We start from the raw sequence: 17304 nt of genomic DNA on the forward strand, positions 1-17304 counted from the left end.
TTCGGGCCCGTTTTTGTTTCTACAGTGTTTACCGGCCCGGTGACAGGCTTTTAAAGCATGCTACCATTGCCGACCGAATTCAAATTGACGCTCAAGGTATGTCCGTTTCCGTTCTTTTGGCGCAACAATCCCCAGAGTCCTTGTTAAAGGCGCAGCCGCCCGGTGGGTTGGTCGCTATCGCGTATCAATTGCCGCGCTTCTGGTCCAGTAAAGGTGGGAGCGATCAGCTGGTCGCTGTTTATGAGCGAAGTGCTGGCAGCGTGGCGTTTCTCGTGGCTCAAGACGACAATGCATTGCGTGCCACGCTCGAGCGTCACACCGGTGACCTTGCTTCCCTGGCAGAGTCACTGAACACGGAAACCTTTGCCAATGACCAGGCAATCGCGCTGACGCCAGTGCATATACCCAAACCCTGGGGCGAGGAGATCTGGTATACCGGAATGGAAGATCGCGGTGTGGCTCAGGCCGGTCATCGGGGGCGAACAGTTCCTTTACCGTGGGTTTTGTCGGCCTTACCGAAGCAGCTTGCCGCTGGCCGTGACCGAGGGATTATTCTGCTGAAGATCCTTGCACCGCGGGCCGAGGAAGTGTTCGGCGATCTGTATTTTGAGTTGCACGAAGAAAAGCGTGAAGTCTATGTGGTCACGTCGATCGATGAGTCGGCCTGGCCAGACGGCGAGGGCGCGATACGCTTTGGCTTCTGTTCAGAAAAGCGTGCTCAATTTCCGGATGACGCCAGCTTCAGAGCGGCGTTTGCGGAGTCGGTCGCGGCCTATGAAAATGTACGTCGTGATATTGACGCCCGGCTGGATGCTCTGGCGGCCCAAGATGAGGGTAGCGTTAGTCGGGAAGCCTTGCTGGCCCAATTGCCGGTTGAGCTAACGCAGCAAGAGCAAGCGCTGCGCACAGCGATGTATGGGTTTACTGCGCTAAAGCCGCTGCGAGTAGGTGATGTGGTGAAAGTGCCGACGCTCACGCCCCACTCACTGCAGCACGGCGTGCGTACGGTAGAGTTTCAAACCCCGGTATACGAGCGCCTGATCGTCGCCTTTGCGCAAAAGGTTCTCACTCAGGACCATTGGGATACCGCCAGAGCCATAGAGCTGATGGAGCTCGAGGCACCGCCGTCGGCGCCGTTTGAGACGCTCTACAACGCCGCAGGTGCCAGCGTTGAGCGGATTGTCGATTTTGCTGACTTTGAGGTGCATCGCTGTACCTTGGTGCCTGGGGCGGCGCTGTTGCTTGATTCGCCTAAAGATTACGCGGTACTGATGGTAGTAAAGGGTGAATTATTGCTTGGAGAATGCCCACTGCTGCCTGAACAGGCAGTATTTGTGCCTTCCAGCTGGGCCTCCCGGGAAATCAGCAACGAAAGTATGCAGGAATTGGTCTTTCTAGTGGCATATCCACGCTAGTTAGCGATAGACACTCACTTGCGGGACTTCGGGGGCTGTGGCACAATTGCCGACCAAATTTTGCAGGGCTAAGCGCGACTGTTCGTTATTTAGCCCGCCGATACAATGGCTTATAGCCGTCTTTTGAAGAATTTGCGAAAGTGGCGGAATTGGTAGACGCACTGGATTTAGGTTCCAGCGCCGCAAGGCGTGAGAGTTCGAGTCTCTCCTTTCGCACCATTCTCTTGAAAACATAGTTCATTGACAGACAGGCTGCGCGTCATACGCAGCTCTCTCAGAGGGATTCCCATGCAAGTGTCAGTTGAAACGACTTCAGGTCTGGAACGTCGTTTAATCGTTGGTGTACCTGCCGAGCGCATTGATAGTGCGGTTAACTCTAAGCTCCAAAAAGCTTCCAAAACCGTGCGCTTAGACGGTTTTCGTCCAGGCAAGGTGCCGATGAAAGTCATGCGTCAGCGCTTTGGCCAGTCAGTTCGCATGGAAGTGCTTGGCGAAGTGATGAACGAGTCCTTCTATGAGGCGATTCAACAGCAGGACCTTAAGCCTGCCGGTCAGCCCGCCATTGAACCGAAAAATCTCGATGAAGGTCGTGATCTGGAATATGTGGCAACCTTTGAAGTGTTTCCGGAGATTGAAGTCAAAGACTACAGCGGAATTAAGGTTGTTAAGCCTAAGGCAGAAGTAACCGACGCCGATCTCGACAAGATGATTGAGAATCTGCGTGAGCAGCGCGCTGAGTTTGAAACAGTGGCGCGTGCTGCCGAAGATGGTGATCAGGTCGTTATAGACTACGCTGGTACAAAAGATGGCGAAGCCTTTGATGGCGGTAGCGCAGAAGATTCCAATCTGGTTCTCGGGTCTGGTCGTATGATCCCAGGCTTTGAAGACGGTATTGTTGGTATGAGTGCCGGCGAAGAAAAGGTACTGTCGCTGAGCTTTCCAGAGGACTACCACGCCGAGGAGCTCAAAGGCGCTGCGGTTGAGTTCAAGGTTACGCTCAAAGAAGTCAAAACCAAGGTCCAGCCCGAGCTGAACGACGAATTCTTTAAGTTGTTCGGTGTGGAAGAGGGTGGCGAAGAGGCTTTCCGCGCGGAAGTGCGCAAAAACATGGAAGGCCAGCTGGAAAGTGCGATTGAAAATCGCATTAAACAGCAGGTGCTGGATGGCGTGCTTGATGCGCATAGCGACCTTCAGGTTCCCAAGGCGCTGATTTCTCAGGAAATTGATGCGCTGCGTAACCAGCAGTTACAGCAATTTGGTGACCTGGCCAAGCAAATCAATGCGAAAGACATTTTCCCAGATGAAGTGTTTGCGGAAAATGCGGAGCGACGCGTCAAGCTGGGCCTAGTGCTCAATGAGCTGGTAAACAGTGAGTCGATTGAAGCTGATGCGGACAAAGTTCGTGCCGCTATTGAGAAAATGGCAGCCAGCTACGAAGACAAAGAGCAGGTTATCAACTGGTACTACAGCAACCCGCAACAGTTGCAGGGCATTGAGTCGCTGGTGGTGGAAAATCAGGTTGTTGATAATTTGCTTGAAAAAGCGCAGGTTACAGAGGAAACTTCCAGTTACGAAAAAGTGATGTCGCCCCCCGATGAAGAGGCAGCGGAAGAAGAATAACGCAGCAATACTGCGTTAGACTCTCAGGGCGATCGGGTGAAAATTCGGTCGCGTTTGTTTTTGTGGGTCGGGCTTTTGTTTGTACGAAAGTGGCGGCGCTTGGTGAGATAGTGAGAAGCCGGGAGAAGAAGAGGGATTATGTCGCGCTATAGCTCAGAAGGTTACAATTCAAATCAGATCAACAATCTCGGCCTGGTGCCCATCGTGGTAGAGCAGACTGCTCGCGGTGAGCGCTCTTTCGATATTTACTCTCGACTGCTGAAAGAGCGGGTTATTTTCTGTGTTGGCCCCGTCGAAGATCATATGGCGAACCTGATTGTCGCCCAAATGCTGTTTCTGGAGTCTGAAAACCCAGATAAAGATATTCACCTGTACATCAATTCACCGGGTGGCTCGGTAACCGCAGGCTTGTCAATCTACGACACCATGCAGTTCATCAAACCCGATGTCAGCACCATGTGTATTGGTCAGGCCGCCAGTATGGGCGCATTCCTGCTCTCTGGTGGCACCAAAGGCAAGCGCTACATGCTGCCTAACGCTCGCACCATGATTCACCAGCCCAGCGGGGGCGCCACCGGTCAGGCGACGGACATCGACATACATGCCCGTGAAATCCTGATCATCCGCGAGCGTCTGAATGAGCTGATGGCCCAGCACACCGGGCAGGATATCGAAAAAATTCGCCTGGATACCGAGCGCGATAACTTTATGAATGCCGAGCAATCCAAGGCCTATGGATTGATCGATGAGGTGATGATGCGACGTACAGTAGCAGACGAGAAGTAGTATTCGCTGCCCTGATGCTTGCAATACGCGGCAAAAATCAGCATCTTTAGAGTAGAGATAGTTATAAGTGCACCATGGCGGTGCGCATTTTGGAGAGCTTAATGGCAGATCACACCAAAGACGGGGACGACAGCGGCAAACTGCTCTACTGTTCGTTCTGCGGCAAAAGCCAACACGAAGTCAGGAAGCTGATTGCGGGTCCGTCTGTCTTCATCTGCGACGAGTGTGTCGATCTATGCAACGACATTATTCGTGAGGAAATACAGGAAAGCAGCGGTGAAGCCAATCACGACCGCCTGCCGACGCCGGCGGAAATCAAAGATATTCTCGGGCAGTACGTTATCGGTCAGGAACGTGCCAAGAAAGTGCTCGCGGTAGCGGTTTACAATCACTACAAGCGGCTGCGCTACGCGGATACTAGCGCTGAAGACGTCGAGCTGGGCAAAAGTAATATCCTCTTGGTGGGCCCCACAGGTAGCGGTAAAACGCTGCTGGCAGAAACCCTGGCCCGTCTGCTGGACGTTCCCTTTACCATCGCCGATGCCACCACATTGACCGAAGCGGGTTATGTCGGTGAGGATGTTGAAAATATCATCCAGAAACTGCTGCAGAAGTGCGACTATGATGTCGACAAAGCACAGATGGGTATTGTTTATATCGATGAAATTGACAAGATTTCCCGCAAGTCGGACAACCCGTCGATCACACGTGACGTATCGGGTGAAGGCGTGCAGCAGGCGTTGCTCAAGTTGATCGAGGGCACAGTTGCTTCCGTGCCGCCGCAAGGGGGGCGCAAGCACCCTCAGCAGGAGTTCCTGCAGGTTAACACGGCTAATATCTTGTTTATTTGTGGTGGCGCATTTGCCGGTCTGGATAAGGTCATTCGAGATCGCTCCGAGCGTGGCGGCATCGGTTTCTCAGCTGAGGTCAAGAGCAAGGACGACAAGCGCAATGTCGGTGAAGTGCTGGCAGACCTAGAGCCAGAGGATCTGGTTCGCTACGGACTGATTCCTGAGTTTGTTGGACGGCTACCGGTCATCGCAACCTTGGAAGAGCTGGACGTAGATGCCCTGATCAGCATCCTGACAGAGCCGAAAAACTCTCTGACCAAACAGTACGGAAAGCTGTTTGAGATGGAGGGGGTCGATGTTGATTTCCGTGAAGACGGTTTGCGTGCGGTTGCCGAAAGGGCGATGGAGCGTAAAACCGGTGCCCGGGGTCTGCGCTCGATACTGGAGGCTGTTCTGCTAGACACCATGTACCAGATTCCATCACTGGAAAATGTCAGCAAGGTAGTGATTGATGAATCTGTGATCAAGGGTGAGTCAGAGCCGATGCTGGTTTACCATAACAACGACAAGAAGAAAGCCGCGCCAGAAGATTGATTTCTGTACAAATGGGCCGATTTTTCGGCCCATTTCCAACTATTTCTCTGTCAATACCTTGTAATTCCGCGTGTTACGCCCCATGTTAAAGGGAAGCAGGCTGACCCTGTCAGCCCCCCGTACCACCTGTTAAGAGGTCGAAAATGGGTGATTCCAACGAGATTATGGATTTTCCGCTACTGCCGTTGAGGGACGTGGTTGTCTACCCTCACATGGTCATTCCCTTGTTCGTTGGTCGCGACAAATCGATTCGCGCCCTTGAAACGGCAATGTCGGCCAACAAGGAAATCATGTTGGTAGCTCAGCGTGACCCGAATGTCGACGAGCCGGGCACTGAGGATCTCTACGATATTGGCACCGTGTCCAACATTCTTCAGCTGCTGCGCCTGCCTGATGGCACGGTAAAAGTTTTGGTTGAAGGGGCCTATCGCGCTCAGGTTCACCAGATCGAAGACAACGGCGAGTTTTTCCAATCTGAAATTTCTCCGCTTGCCGACGAAGAAGTGCCGGCAGCAGAAGTTGAGTCTCTGGTGCGCAGTGCCATCGGCCAATTTGAAAAATATGTAAATGTCAGTAAGAAGATACCTGCTGAAGTGTTGACTTCTTTGTCCGGTATCGATGAAGTTGGTCGTCTGGCAGACAGTGTTGCCGCCCACATGAGTATGGATCTGGAGCAGAAACAGTCCATTCTTGAAATGCTGTCCGAGCGTGAGCGTCTCGAGCATTTAATGGCGGTTATGGAATCCGAGATTGACTTGTTCGCGGTAGAAAAGCGTATTCGCGGCCGAGTTAAAAAGCAGATGGAGCGCAGTCAGCGCGAGTATTATTTAAACGAGCAGATGAAAGCCATCCAGCGCGAGCTGGGGGATATGGATGAAGGTGGCAACGAGCTGGAGGCCCTTGAAGCAAAGATCAAGGAAACCGGCATGAGCGCCGAGGCCGAAGAAAAGGCCATGTCCGAAATGGCGAAGCTCAAAATGATGTCGCCCATGTCGGCTGAAGCTTCTGTCGTGCGTGGCTATATCGACTGGTTGATATCCATTCCCTGGCAAAAGCGCTCGCGTGTTAAGCACAATCTCGACAAAGCCGAAGATGTATTAAATGAAGATCACTATGGTCTCGATGAGGTTAAGGATCGGATTGTTGAATACCTGGCGGTGCAAAAGCGGGTTAAGAAAGTAAAGGGGCCGGTATTGTGTCTAGTTGGCCCGCCCGGTGTGGGTAAGACGTCCCTTGGCGAATCCATTGCCCGCTCAACCAATCGCAAGTTTGTCCGTATGGCACTAGGCGGGGTGCGCGACGAAGCGGAAATACGTGGTCATCGTCGTACCTACATTGGTTCAATGCCGGGCAAGATTATTCAGAAGCTGTCTAAAGTTGGCGTGCGCAACCCTTTGTTTCTGCTCGACGAAATAGACAAGATGGGTATGGATCACCGAGGAGATCCGGCGTCAGCGCTGTTGGAAGTTCTCGACCCGGAGCAAAACAACAGCTTCAGCGATCACTATCTTGAGGTGGATTACGACCTGTCAGATGTAATGTTTGTCTGCACGTCGAATTCGCTCAATATTCCGCCAGCATTGCTGGACCGAATGGAAGTTATCCGTATTCCTGGCTACACCGAAGCGGAAAAGACAAATATTGCGCGCCGTTACCTGATTCCCAAGCAGATGAAAAACAATGGCTTGAGGGAACAGGAGTTGAGTATCGAAGAAGATGCGATACGTGACGTTATTCGCTATTACACCCGCGAAGCCGGGGTTCGGGGGCTGGAGCGCGAACTGGCGAAAGTCTGTCGCAAGGTGGTTAAAAACCTCGCTCGCGAAAAACGTAAAGGTGAATCGACCCAGCTTAACGTGACAAGCGAGAATCTCGGTGAATATTTGGGCGTGCCAAAGTACACATTTGGTAAGGCCGAAGAAGAGAATCGCATTGGTCAAGTAACTGGCTTGGCGTGGACTCAGGTGGGCGGCGAATTGTTGACCATCGAAGCTGTGTCAGTAGTCGGTAAAGGTCGGCACGTGAAGACCGGATCGCTTGGCGATGTGATGCAAGAATCAATACAGGCCGCGGTAACCGTTGTGAAGAGTCGTTCGCAAGCGCTTGGAATTCCTGCAAACTATCACGATACACACGATATACATATTCACGTGCCGGAAGGCGCAACACCGAAGGACGGTCCTTCGGCTGGTGTTGGTATGTGTACCGCGCTGGTATCCGTGATCACCGGAATTCCTGTAAAATCAGCGGTTGCTATGACTGGCGAGATAACCTTGCGTGGTCAGGTATTGAAAATCGGCGGTTTGAAGGAAAAACTGCTGGCTGCTCACCGTGGTGGGATAACCACAATCATCATACCCGCCGAAAACGAGCCTGACTTGAAAGAGATTCCGGACGATATAAAAGCGGACTTGATGATAAAGCCGGTGAAGTGGATAGACGAAGTGCTGGAAATCGCACTGGAGCATTTACCTAAACCAATTTCGGACGAGGAGTACCTTGCGGGACTCGGTAAGCCGAATTTGGATGCAGATGTGGCGGAAGGGCAGGGTAGCAGCCGTTTTAGTGCTCATTAGCGCTGAGGTTCCTTGACCGTCATAAATGCAGTTGGTATAAATCCCACTCGATTCAGTTGATGAACCTGTTGTCACTGATTTCAGGGAGTGGTTTGTTAATTACTTTCTCATGTATTGCCTATAATGAAGGGGATAATAAGTGAATAAATCTGAGCTTATTGACGCAATCGCTGCTTCGGCAGATTTACCGAAAGCAGCAGCGGGTCGCGCTCTTGATGCGGTGGTTGATTCAATCACCGACGCATTGAAAAAAGATGATTCGGTTTCATTGGTCGGTTTTGGTACTTTCAGTGTAAAAGAGCGCGCAGCTCGCACTGGCCGCAACCCTCAGACCGGTGCACCGATTGACATTGCGGCAGCAAAAATCCCGAGCTTCAAAGCGGGTAAAGCGCTCAAGGACGCCGTAAACTAATTACTGAACGATTTTATCTTCAGTCTTCGGAGTGGAATTTACTCCAGTATAAAGGCGCATCGAGAGGTGCGCTTTTTTTGTAACTAGTGGACAAGCATGCTTCAGAATATTCGCGATAACATCCAGGGTGTTGCTGCCAAGATAATCATTGGTTTGATGATTGTACCGTTTGCTCTCTATGGCATCGATTTCCTGTTTAGTGGCAGCTCTGACGCTCCGGTTGCTGTAGTCAACGGAGAGAAGGTCAGTGAAGCAGAACTCAATCAGGCCTTAGCGCTACAGAAGCGACAATTGCTGTCGATGATGGGTGACAATATTGATCCAGGGCTTCTTGACGACGCGGTACTGCGTAAACCTGCGCTCGATTCACTGGTGCGTCAGAAGGTAATGCTGCAGGCGGCCGATGACGCCGGCGTGGCTGTTCCGGATGCTGTGCTAAATGCCAATATTGTTCAAATGACCCAGTTTCACGAAAACGGACGTTTTTCTCAGGAACGTTTTCGTCAGGTGCTTGCCGCTCAGGGCTTTACTCCCTCTCTATTTCGCCAGCTGATGCGCTCGGACCTGCTGATTGAGCATCTTAATCGTGGCGTTGTAGGCTCTGCGTTTTTAACCGATTTTCAACGCGAGCAGGCTATTCGCTTGGGTGATCAGAAACGCAGTTTCCATTATTTGACGCTGGATTCATCGGGATTTGCAGAACAGGCTGAAGTATCCGACGCTGATATTGAAGCCTACTATCAAAACAACGCCGCGCGCTTTAAGACAACAGAGTCTGTGCGGGTGGCTTATCTGGAATTAACGATCGCTGATTTCTTCAAGCCCGTTGCCGACGAAGATCTCAGAGCAGCCTATGCGGCTGAAGTGCAGGCTGCAAAAGCGCGTACTGAGCGGCACGCGGCCCATATTTTGGTGGAGCTGGGCGGTGATCGCGATCGCGAAGAAGCGCGTTCGCGCATCGAAGAGGCGAAAGCTAAGATTGAACAGGGTGCCGATTTCGCCGAGCTCGCCAAAGTGTATTCCGATGACTTTGGTAGTGCGGAGCAAGGTGGTGATCTTGGTTACAGCGCGGGGGATACGTTCCCGGAGGCGTTCGAAAATGCGCTTGCGTCACTTGAGGTGGGCGAAACCTCGGATGTAGTGGAAACCGATGCGGGCTTCCATCTGGTTAAGTTGCTGGATCTTCGAGCTCCGGATGTCGCCTCGTTTGAAGATCGGCGCGAAGCTATCGAGCGTGAGCTTCAGGAGCGAGCAGCTAAGCCCCGGCTAATCGCCGAGGTCGAAGCACTGCGTGACCTGGTGTTTAATTCGGATGGGCTTAAGGGGCCGGCTGAAACACTCGGTCTCGAGCTTAAGCAAAGCGACTGGCTGCGACCCAATGAAGGGAGCGGGGTGCTGGCCAACCCCAAAGTGCGCGCAGCAGCGTTTAATGCCGAATTACGCGAGCAGGGTTATAACTCCGAGGTGATTGAAGTCAGCCCAACGCAATTTGTGGTAGTGAACCCCATAGAGTACAAAGCGCCGGAGCTGAAGCCACTGGCGACGGTGCGTGACCAGATCGTCAAGCAGCTTAAGATTGAAAAAGGGCGTGCTATAGCGAAGTCTGCCGCTGAAGAAATCGCTGAGGCGCTTAAAGCAGGCGAATCAGCTGAGGATATCGCTAAGTCGCGTGAGGGTGTAGAGTGGCAAGTTGCTGTTCGCGCCTGGCGGCAGGATCCAGCCGTCGCTGAACCTATCCGCAGTGCGGCTTTTAGTCTGCAGCGGCCTGAGGAAGGTGCTTCACGTATTACGACGACAAGCCATGCCGGCAATACAGTCGTCATCCAATTAACCAATGTCTATGATGGTGACAAGTCACTTATAGGCGACAAGCGGCGTAAAGAACTGTTGGCGAGTGCTGAGCGAATTCAGGCCTCCCAGGGTTTTAACGCCTATTTTGGTGAGCTGATGCAGTCTGCCAAAATCAAATACAATTGATGTAAAACTGTCGGGCGGGATGCTCGGCACAGGTTAATAATAATGATAATTCAAGATGCCAGAGTCGAGTTGCCTACTGGGCAACTCGATATCTGGGTGGCCGTAGCTGCACACGTGTCACCCTACCAGCAGGAGCAGGCCTACCAGGACTTGCTTAGCGTCCAGGAAAACGAGATGTTCAAGGCGCTGCGATATCCCGAGCACCGTTTTGATTACCTGATGGGGCGAGCCCTGCTTCGCTCCGTGTTGGGGTCGTATACGGGTCGAAAACCGGCAGATCTCCAGTTTGAGCGCAATGATTTTGGTAAGCCGGAGCTGTCAAACGTGGATGACGCTCCTCGCTTTAACCTGTCACTAACCGATGGCGTCGCGATACTTGCGGTGCACGCTGATGCGGACATAGGGGCGGATATTGAGTATCACGGTCATGGGCGTTCCATGCTTGAAGTGGCCGATCAGTATTTTTCTGCGCTGGAAATTGCCGATCTGAAAACCTTACCGTCAACCGATCAAAAGCGAGGATTTTTTCGCTATTGGACCTTGAAGGAATCGTTGGTCAAGGCCAAGGGGGAGGGTATGTCGGTACCCTTGGATAGCTTTTCTTTTCGCGCAACGAAAGAAGCTGGTGCTTCCGTGCACAAGGCAAAGCTGGTTAATGCTCCGGCGCATTTTATCGACGATGCGTCGCAGTGGGATTTCCGCTTTTTTGAGTTGGGCCTGGACTACACAGCTGCGGTGAGTGTTTCGAGGCCGCTGCACAGGATTTGCGTTCGCGAGTCGATACCGCTGGTGGGCGCGATGGAAGTCGACTCAACCGAGGCGCTTTTTTCGAACCACCATCAAGACGCACTTTCGGCGGCTTTCTGTTAGAATCCTCCAACTTTTTAGTAGGTTAATCGTTGGGGGAAGACAGTGTATAAGATACTGACGCGCAATCAGATATCCGTCAAAGGTCTCGAGCGCCTGCCGCGCGAAAAATACGAAATTGCCAGTGAATTTACCGCTCCTGACGCGGTGTTGCTGCGCAGCCACAAACTCACCACCGATGAAATCTCCGACTCTGTAATGGCCATCGCCCGCGCTGGCGCCGGGGTAAACAATATCCCGATTGCCGATTGCACGCGTCGGGGTATTCCAGTATTCAATACGCCCGGCGCCAACGCTAATGCGGTAAAAGAGCTGGTCATTGCCGGAATGGCTCTGGGCTCGCGCGGAATTCTTCCGGGCATCGATTTCGTCTCCACACTCGGTGAGATGACCGACGGGGCGGAAATGAGCAAGCTCCTTGAAAAAGAGAAGAAGCGCTTCAAAGGTCAGGAACTTTACGGCAAGACGCTCGGTGTTGTAGGGCTGGGGGCCATCGGCTCGCTGGTCGCGCGCGCTGGCCTCGATCTGGGGATGGAAGTGATCGGCTATGATCCGGCATTGTCAGTTGATGCGGCCTGGCGTCTGCCCAGCTCCGTCAAGCGCATGGAAAATATCGGCAGCCTGTTTGCTCGCGCTGACTATATCAGCTTGCACCTGCCCGTGTTGGACGCGACACGCGGACTCGTTAATGGCGAGCTGCTGAACAACTGTAAACCAACCACCCGCCTGCTGAACTTTGCCCGTGAGGAGATTGTCGACAACGCCGCGATTGTCAACGCGCTGGAGGCTGGAACCCTTAATCGCTATATTACTGATTTTCCAGCACCTGAGTTAATCGGTCGAGACGATGTGATACTGATGCCCCATATCGGCGCCAGCACCGATGAGGCAGAAGAAAACTGTGCGGTTATGGCCGCCGACCAACTGCGGGACTTTCTCGAGAACGGCAATATCAAAAACTCGGTGAATTTTCCGGCACTGGCCCTTGAACGCACCGGGGGTACCCGTATTGCCATTAGTAACAGCAACGTACCAAAAATTCTGGGGCACGTACTGTCAGCACTGGCAGATGCCGATCTAAATGTCATTGATATGTTGAACAAGAGCCGCGATGATGTGGCCTATAACCTGATTGACGTTGCAGCGGCGCCTGCAGCGGCCGTGATTGACCGTATTCGCGGAATTGAAGGCGTTATCAATGTTCGAGTGATTGACTGATCCTGTCCGGGAGGGCCTGTGAAAAGTCTGGATGACATAGCGGAGCTTCTTAAGGGTCAACCCGGCAAGCCGCCTGTGGAAAAGTGGCATCCGCCGCTCAGTGGTGATATCGATATCACGATCAAAAGCGACGGGCGCTGGTTTCACGAAGGTGGTGAAATCAAGCGCCACCCACTGGTCAAGCTGTTTGCGTCTATCCTCAGGCGCGAAGATGATGGTGAGTATTACCTAGTGACGCCTGTAGAAAAATGGCGGATCTCGGTGGCAGAGTACCCCCTTCAGATTGTTGATTCAGAAGTAGCGCCAGATCGCATTGCAATGAAAACCAATGTCGATGAGTGGTTGGTGCTTGATGACAGTCACCCGCTCACAGTTACCACAAATATCAACACAGGCGAGCCGGTTCCGCGTGTTGCAGTAGCCCGCGGTTTGTCTGCCAAGGTCAGTCGCTCTGTATTCTATCGTTTGGTCGAGCATGCCATCGAAGATGATGGCCAGTTGTGGCTAATGTCTTCAGGCCAGAGATATTGTCTTGGTGCGACGGAGTAAGATTGTGGCAAAAATTTCTCTTCGAAAAAAACACACAAAGCCTGAAAGCGAAGTCAAAACGATGGTGGAAGAGCTTGCCCGTTCGCTCGCTCAACGCTATGACGCTAAAACGCGCTGGGATGGCGATAATGCCGTGACAATTTCCCACCCCAGACTCAATGGGCGCTTACAGATACACCGTGACGAAGTCACGATCGACGTCAAACTCGGTATGTTGGCCGGTGCTTTCAAGGGCAAAATTGAATCGGAATTGCGCAAGGCGCTCGATGAGAAATTGTCCTGACCTTAGAAAAAGTTGTAATGTCCGGGATAATTCACCGAAATTGCTGCTCTAACCAGCATCTGATTTGTAAGGAGAAGGTTTAGTGAGCCAAGCACGTAGTCAATTCAATCATTGGGCAATGCTCTGGCTGGTGGCGCTGTTTTTTCAGGCTCCCGCCTATGCGACCTGGCCGTTGCAAGACGGTAATGGAGAGCCTCTGCCAAGCCTGGCGCCGATGCTGGAGAAGGTCAATCCAGCTGTAGTGAATATCTCTACCTATACCACGCGCACCGTGCAGCAGAACCCATTGTTGCGCGATCCGTTTTTTCGTCGGTTCTTCAATATGCCGGAGCAGCAAATGCCGGAGCAGAAACGGCGAACTCAGAGCGCTGGATCAGGCGTTATTATTGACGCTAAAAATGGCACCGTTGTCACCAATCATCACGTTATCGATGGGGCTGACGAAATTACTGTGGCGCTAGAGGATGGTCGCAGCTATACCGCCACCTTGGTGGGCTCTGACCCTGACGTCGATGTCGCCGTACTGAAAATCGACGGCAAGGATCTGGTTGATATTCCGGTGGCCGACTCCGATCCGGTTCGAGTGGGTGACTTTGTAGTGGCTATCGGAAACCCGTTTGGTCTCGGACAAACTGTGACCACCGGTATTGTGAGCGCATTGGGGCGAACTGGGCTGGGGATTGAAGGCTACGAAAACTTTATCCAAACCGACGCGTCGATAAACCCGGGCAACTCTGGGGGGGCACTGGTCAACCTGAAGGGTGAGTTGGTGGGGATCAATACCGCCATTATCGCGCCCGCCGGCGGTAACGTCGGGATAGGGTTCGCCATTCCGACCAACATGGCGCAAGCGAGCATTACGCAGATTCTCGAGCACGGTGAAGTCAAGCGTGGCCAGCTTGGCGTCATTATTCAGGATCTCACTCCCGAGTTAGCAGAGGCTTTTGGTATTGAAAATGGACAGCGCGGCGCGTTGATCGCCGAGGTTCAGGAAAACAGTGCTGCGGACAAGGCCGGCCTGAAATCCGGTGATGTCGTGGTTGCGGTAGATGGCAAGGATATTCTGAGTTCTGCCCAACTGCGCAACGCCGTCGGTGTCAGGAAGATTGGTGAGACTCTAAAGCTCACCATCGTACGCGACGGTAAGACCAAGGTTATAAAATCCAAAATCGGCGAGCCGTCTACGCTGGTGGCAGGCAAGGATGAAGCTGTTCATAAGTTCCTGGAAGGTGCCTCGCTGAAGGAGGCCGACGATGCCGATGGTGTTCTGGTGTCAGAAATCGCCCAGGGCACGCCAGCGGCACGCTCCGGCCTACGTCCGGGAGATGTCATCCTGTCAGCAAACAAGACGCGGGTTAAATCGATTGCCGAGCTGCGCAAGGCGGTGAGTAAGACCGATGACCGGCTGCTTCTGCAGGTCAAACGGGGTCGTGCTGCGCTCTATATCATCCTGAAATAGGGGCCGCAGCGGGCTGAACTGTGTAATTGGCAATATGTCGCCATTGCGGTTCAGCCCGGGTTCATAAGATTGCGCTACCATAGCGACAATTCTCAACTGAAAAGTGGTGTATATGCGCGGCTTCTTGATCATGGTGATGTCGTCGTTACTGTTGGCGTGCACCGGCAGCCCGGTGGTAACAGATTACGATCCGGGCTATGCCTTTGAGCGGGTCAAAACCTACGCCTGGTTGGAGAGCGGGGTTGCAGAAGAACCCCGTGGGCAAGGGCGCAATGATCTAATGCGTGACCGATTGCACAATGCTATTGAAGACCAAATGCGTGCTCGCGGCCTGCGCAAAGTAGAAACTGCAGCGCAGGCGGATATCCTGCTCACGTTTCATATGGGTATAGAGAAGAAGGTCGAGGTATACGATTTCCACGATCATTTTGGCTACTACCCCTGTTTTCAGAAGCGTTGTTCCGGATATGCCTACTATCCGCACGGTGTTCACCATGATCGCTGGGAAACTGAATATCAGGAAGGGCGCCTAGTCATTGACATGGTCACCCCAAATTCGAAGAAGCTGGTGTGGCGAGGGGTGTCTGAACGTCGAATTCCCTGGCTTGAAACCCCGGAAGAGCGCCGACTTTTTATTGTCGACGTTGTCGGTTCGGTGTTACAGCACTACCCGCCGGGTCATAAGTCGCATTAACGGTTGAAACTCGCTTAGAGATAACAGACAATGTCGCGCCGCGGCACAGGGGGATTTTGATCTTCGTGATGTCGAGCTTTATGGTGGTCCTTCCGGTCCCCTCGCAACGATAGATAGCAAACCCCGCCAGGCCCGGAAGGGAGCAACGGTAGCTGTCAACTCGTGTGCCGGGGTGTGGCTGGTTGGGCCGCCACCCTCAATTGTCTCCCCCCATGCCTATGCAAGTTCAAGTCGACGCCGTGCTGGTGTATCCTAGAGCGCTTGTTTTAGTGTCTACAGGAAAGTCATGAGTTATCAGGTTCTTGCGCGAAAGTGGCGGCCGCGGTCATTCCGGGAAATGGCCGGGCAGGCACATGTGCTGAAAGCCTTGGTGAACGCGCTCGATCATGACCGCCTGCATCACGCTTATCTGTTTACTGGTACTCGTGGTGTAGGGAAAACCACCATCGCTCGGATTCTCGCTAAGTGTCTTAATTGTGAGAGCGGAGTCAGTTCAGAGCCTTGCGGCACCTGCGATGCTTGCGTATCCATCAATGAAGGGCGCTTTGTTGATCTTATCGAAGTGGATGCGGCATCGAAAACCAAAGTAGATGACACCCGGGAATTACTCGACAATGTGCAGTACACGCCTACCCGGGGTCGTTATAAGGTTTATTTGATAGACGAAGTGCACATGCTTTCAGGGCACAGCTTTAATGCCCTGCTCAAGACCCTGGAAGAGCCACCACCGCATGTGAAATTCCTGCTGGCCACAACAGACCCGCAAAAAATACCCGCCACCATACTGTCGCGCTGTTTGCAGTTTAGCCTCAAAAACATGTCACCGGAGAAGATCGTTGAACACCTGACGCATATTCTCGGTCAGGAAATGATCGGCTTTGAGGAGCCTGCGTTGTGGCAGCTAGCACGGGCTGCAGAAGGCAGTATGCGCGATGCGTTGAGCCTGACAGATCAGGCGATCGCCTTTGGCGGAGGCAAACTCGGCAGTGCTGATGTAGAGGCGATGCTGGGGACCATAGATCACTCTGCAATCAAGGATATTGCAAGTGCTCTGAATGCCGGGGATGCGCAGGGATTACTGCAGACCGTGTCTCGCCTGGCTGATCAGGGGGTGGATTTTGCCGGCGTACTGGCGGATCTGTTGTCTTTTCTGCACCGAGTCGCCATTGCACAGGCAGTGCCGGAGGCGGTTGATGGCACTCTGCCTGATAGTGACGCAGTAAAAACGCTGGCGGCGGAATTGCCGGCGGAAGACGTCCAGTATTTTTATCAGGTTGGTCTGGCCGGTCGTCGTGATCTTCCGCTCGCGCCTGATGCCCGCAGCGGTCTTGAAATGGTGTTGCTGCGCATGATCGCGTTTCGCCCCGCCGGTGTACACCAGCTGCCGCAAGCGTCGGCGGGGAGCGCCCCCCCGGTAAAAAAGCCGTCAGCGCCGACGGGCGCTAAGACCGTCGAGAACAGCCAGCGCACCGGGTCGCACGTTTCAAAAGCACCGGTGCCGCCATCCGCGCACAGCGAAGCGCCACGCCGTACTGATACGGCACCCGCTTCTGCGCCAGTGCAATCGTCAGCGCCACCGGTGGTTGTGGCGCAGGCCGTAGATGCAGAAGTTACAATGCCGGAAGCACCTGTTGCGACAGGCACGACTATATTGTTCGATGATCTGACACCTACCGTATGGCGCGAACAGTTTGATGCATTTGGCCTGGCGGGCTTGCTGCGCTCTATCTGTAGCCACTGTATTTTGCAGCAGGTGGGAGGTGACAGGCTCTGTTTTCAGATTGCGCCAGAAAACGCGCATCTGCTTAACGATGCCCACCATGAGCGCTTCGAAAAGGCCTTGTCGTCTTACTTCGAAAGACCACTGCGTATTGAAATTGAGCAAATCGCGATAACGCAGGAAACTCCTGCAGAATACCAGCAACGCAAAGAGGCGGAGCACCAAGAGTATTTGAAGAATCTGATTCATGCAGATCCCAATGTTCAATTGCTGGTACAAGAGTTTCAGGCCGTAGTAGATGACAACAGTATTCGTCCCGGCTCGGGGCAGTAACACAAAGGTA

General features: G+C 53.0%; 14 protein-coding genes, 1 tRNA gene and 1 other RNA gene. All 16 read left to right on the forward strand.

Going from position 1 to position 17304, the window contains the following annotated elements:
• Positions 1-98: 98 nt before the first annotated feature.
• The gene (locus tag AC222A_RS02500; RefSeq protein WP_486774601.1) at positions 99-1415 is read left to right on the forward strand and encodes a hypothetical protein; all 1317 of its coding nucleotides are present in this window, start codon (positions 99-101) and stop codon (positions 1413-1415) included.
• Between the two features lie 134 nt (positions 1416-1549).
• Positions 1550-1634: transfer RNA gene (locus AC222A_RS02505), tRNA-Leu, on the forward strand.
• A 69-nt stretch (positions 1635-1703) separates the two neighbouring features.
• The gene (gene tig, locus AC222A_RS02510; RefSeq protein ID WP_372747537.1) at positions 1704-3035 is read left to right on the forward strand and encodes a trigger factor; all 1332 of its coding nucleotides are present in this window, start codon (positions 1704-1706) and stop codon (positions 3033-3035) included.
• 138 nt (positions 3036-3173) lie between these two features.
• Positions 3174-3821 (forward strand): ATP-dependent Clp endopeptidase proteolytic subunit ClpP, encoded by a 648-nt coding sequence (gene clpP / locus AC222A_RS02515; RefSeq protein WP_372747538.1) that lies wholly within the window; start codon positions 3174-3176, stop codon positions 3819-3821.
• A 101-nt stretch (positions 3822-3922) separates the two neighbouring features.
• Positions 3923-5206, forward strand: a complete 1284-nt coding sequence (gene clpX / locus AC222A_RS02520; protein WP_372747539.1) for an ATP-dependent Clp protease ATP-binding subunit ClpX — start codon at positions 3923-3925, stop codon at positions 5204-5206.
• Positions 5207-5349: 143 nt separating this feature from the next.
• Positions 5350-7782, forward strand: a complete 2433-nt coding sequence (gene lon, locus AC222A_RS02525) for an endopeptidase La (RefSeq protein WP_372758801.1) — start codon at positions 5350-5352, stop codon at positions 7780-7782.
• Between the two features lie 139 nt (positions 7783-7921).
• Positions 7922-8194 carry an HU family DNA-binding protein gene (locus AC222A_RS02530; protein ID WP_372747541.1) on the forward strand — a complete coding sequence of 91 codons (273 nt, stop codon included), beginning with the start codon at positions 7922-7924 and terminating at the stop codon, positions 8192-8194.
• A 96-nt stretch (positions 8195-8290) separates the two neighbouring features.
• Positions 8291-10171, forward strand: a complete 1881-nt coding sequence (locus AC222A_RS02535) for a SurA N-terminal domain-containing protein (protein WP_486774602.1) — start codon at positions 8291-8293, stop codon at positions 10169-10171.
• Positions 10172-10213: 42 nt separating this feature from the next.
• Positions 10214-11041 carry a 4'-phosphopantetheinyl transferase family protein gene (locus tag AC222A_RS02540; protein ID WP_372750478.1) on the forward strand — a complete coding sequence of 276 codons (828 nt, stop codon included), beginning with the start codon at positions 10214-10216 and terminating at the stop codon, positions 11039-11041.
• A 42-nt stretch (positions 11042-11083) separates the two neighbouring features.
• Positions 11084-12256, forward strand: a complete 1173-nt coding sequence (locus AC222A_RS02545) for a phosphoglycerate dehydrogenase (protein WP_372780727.1) — start codon at positions 11084-11086, stop codon at positions 12254-12256.
• Positions 12257-12274: 18 nt separating this feature from the next.
• Positions 12275-12805 carry a DUF1285 domain-containing protein gene (locus tag AC222A_RS02550; RefSeq protein WP_486774603.1) on the forward strand — a complete coding sequence of 177 codons (531 nt, stop codon included), beginning with the start codon at positions 12275-12277 and terminating at the stop codon, positions 12803-12805.
• Positions 12806-12809: 4 nt separating this feature from the next.
• Positions 12810-13088, forward strand: a complete 279-nt coding sequence (locus tag AC222A_RS02555) for a polyhydroxyalkanoic acid system family protein (protein WP_372750458.1) — start codon at positions 12810-12812, stop codon at positions 13086-13088.
• Positions 13089-13206: 118 nt separating this feature from the next.
• Entirely contained in the window at positions 13207-14547 is a 1341-nt protein-coding gene (locus AC222A_RS02560; protein ID WP_372759633.1) for a DegQ family serine endoprotease, read from the forward strand.
• A 112-nt stretch (positions 14548-14659) separates the two neighbouring features.
• On the forward strand, positions 14660-15241 hold the full coding sequence (locus AC222A_RS02565) for a DUF4136 domain-containing protein (RefSeq protein ID WP_372798211.1): 582 nt from the start codon (positions 14660-14662) through the stop codon (positions 15239-15241).
• Between the two features lie 90 nt (positions 15242-15331).
• Positions 15332-15428, forward strand: an RNA gene (gene ffs, locus AC222A_RS02570) — signal recognition particle sRNA small type.
• Between the two features lie 99 nt (positions 15429-15527).
• Positions 15528-17294 (forward strand): DNA polymerase III subunit gamma/tau, encoded by a 1767-nt coding sequence (gene dnaX / locus AC222A_RS02575; RefSeq protein ID WP_372747943.1) that lies wholly within the window; start codon positions 15528-15530, stop codon positions 17292-17294.
• The last annotated feature ends 10 nt before the right edge of the window (positions 17295-17304 follow it).

This window comes from Litorivivens sp. (assembly GCF_057445395.1).

Excerpts from the sequence above, each read along its gene's own strand:
- AC222A_RS02540 (WP_372750478.1), top strand. The coding sequence starts at position 10,214 with ATGATAATTCAAGATGCCAGAGTCGAGTTGCCTACTGGGCAACTCGAT.
- clpP (WP_372747538.1), top strand. The coding sequence starts at position 3,174 with ATGTCGCGCTATAGCTCAGAAGGTTACAATTCAAATCAGATCAACAAT.
- dnaX (WP_372747943.1), top strand. The coding sequence starts at position 15,528 with ATGAGTTATCAGGTTCTTGCGCGAAAGTGGCGGCCGCGGTCATTCCGG.
- AC222A_RS02565 (WP_372798211.1), top strand. The coding sequence starts at position 14,660 with ATGCGCGGCTTCTTGATCATGGTGATGTCGTCGTTACTGTTGGCGTGC.
- tig (WP_372747537.1), top strand. The coding sequence starts at position 1,704 with ATGCAAGTGTCAGTTGAAACGACTTCAGGTCTGGAACGTCGTTTAATC.
- AC222A_RS02500 (WP_486774601.1), top strand. The coding sequence starts at position 99 with ATGTCCGTTTCCGTTCTTTTGGCGCAACAATCCCCAGAGTCCTTGTTA.
- AC222A_RS02560 (WP_372759633.1), top strand. The coding sequence starts at position 13,207 with ATGCTCTGGCTGGTGGCGCTGTTTTTTCAGGCTCCCGCCTATGCGACC.
- clpX (WP_372747539.1), top strand. The coding sequence starts at position 3,923 with ATGGCAGATCACACCAAAGACGGGGACGACAGCGGCAAACTGCTCTAC.
- AC222A_RS02535 (WP_486774602.1), top strand. The coding sequence starts at position 8,291 with ATGCTTCAGAATATTCGCGATAACATCCAGGGTGTTGCTGCCAAGATA.
- lon (WP_372758801.1), top strand. The coding sequence starts at position 5,350 with ATGGGTGATTCCAACGAGATTATGGATTTTCCGCTACTGCCGTTGAGG.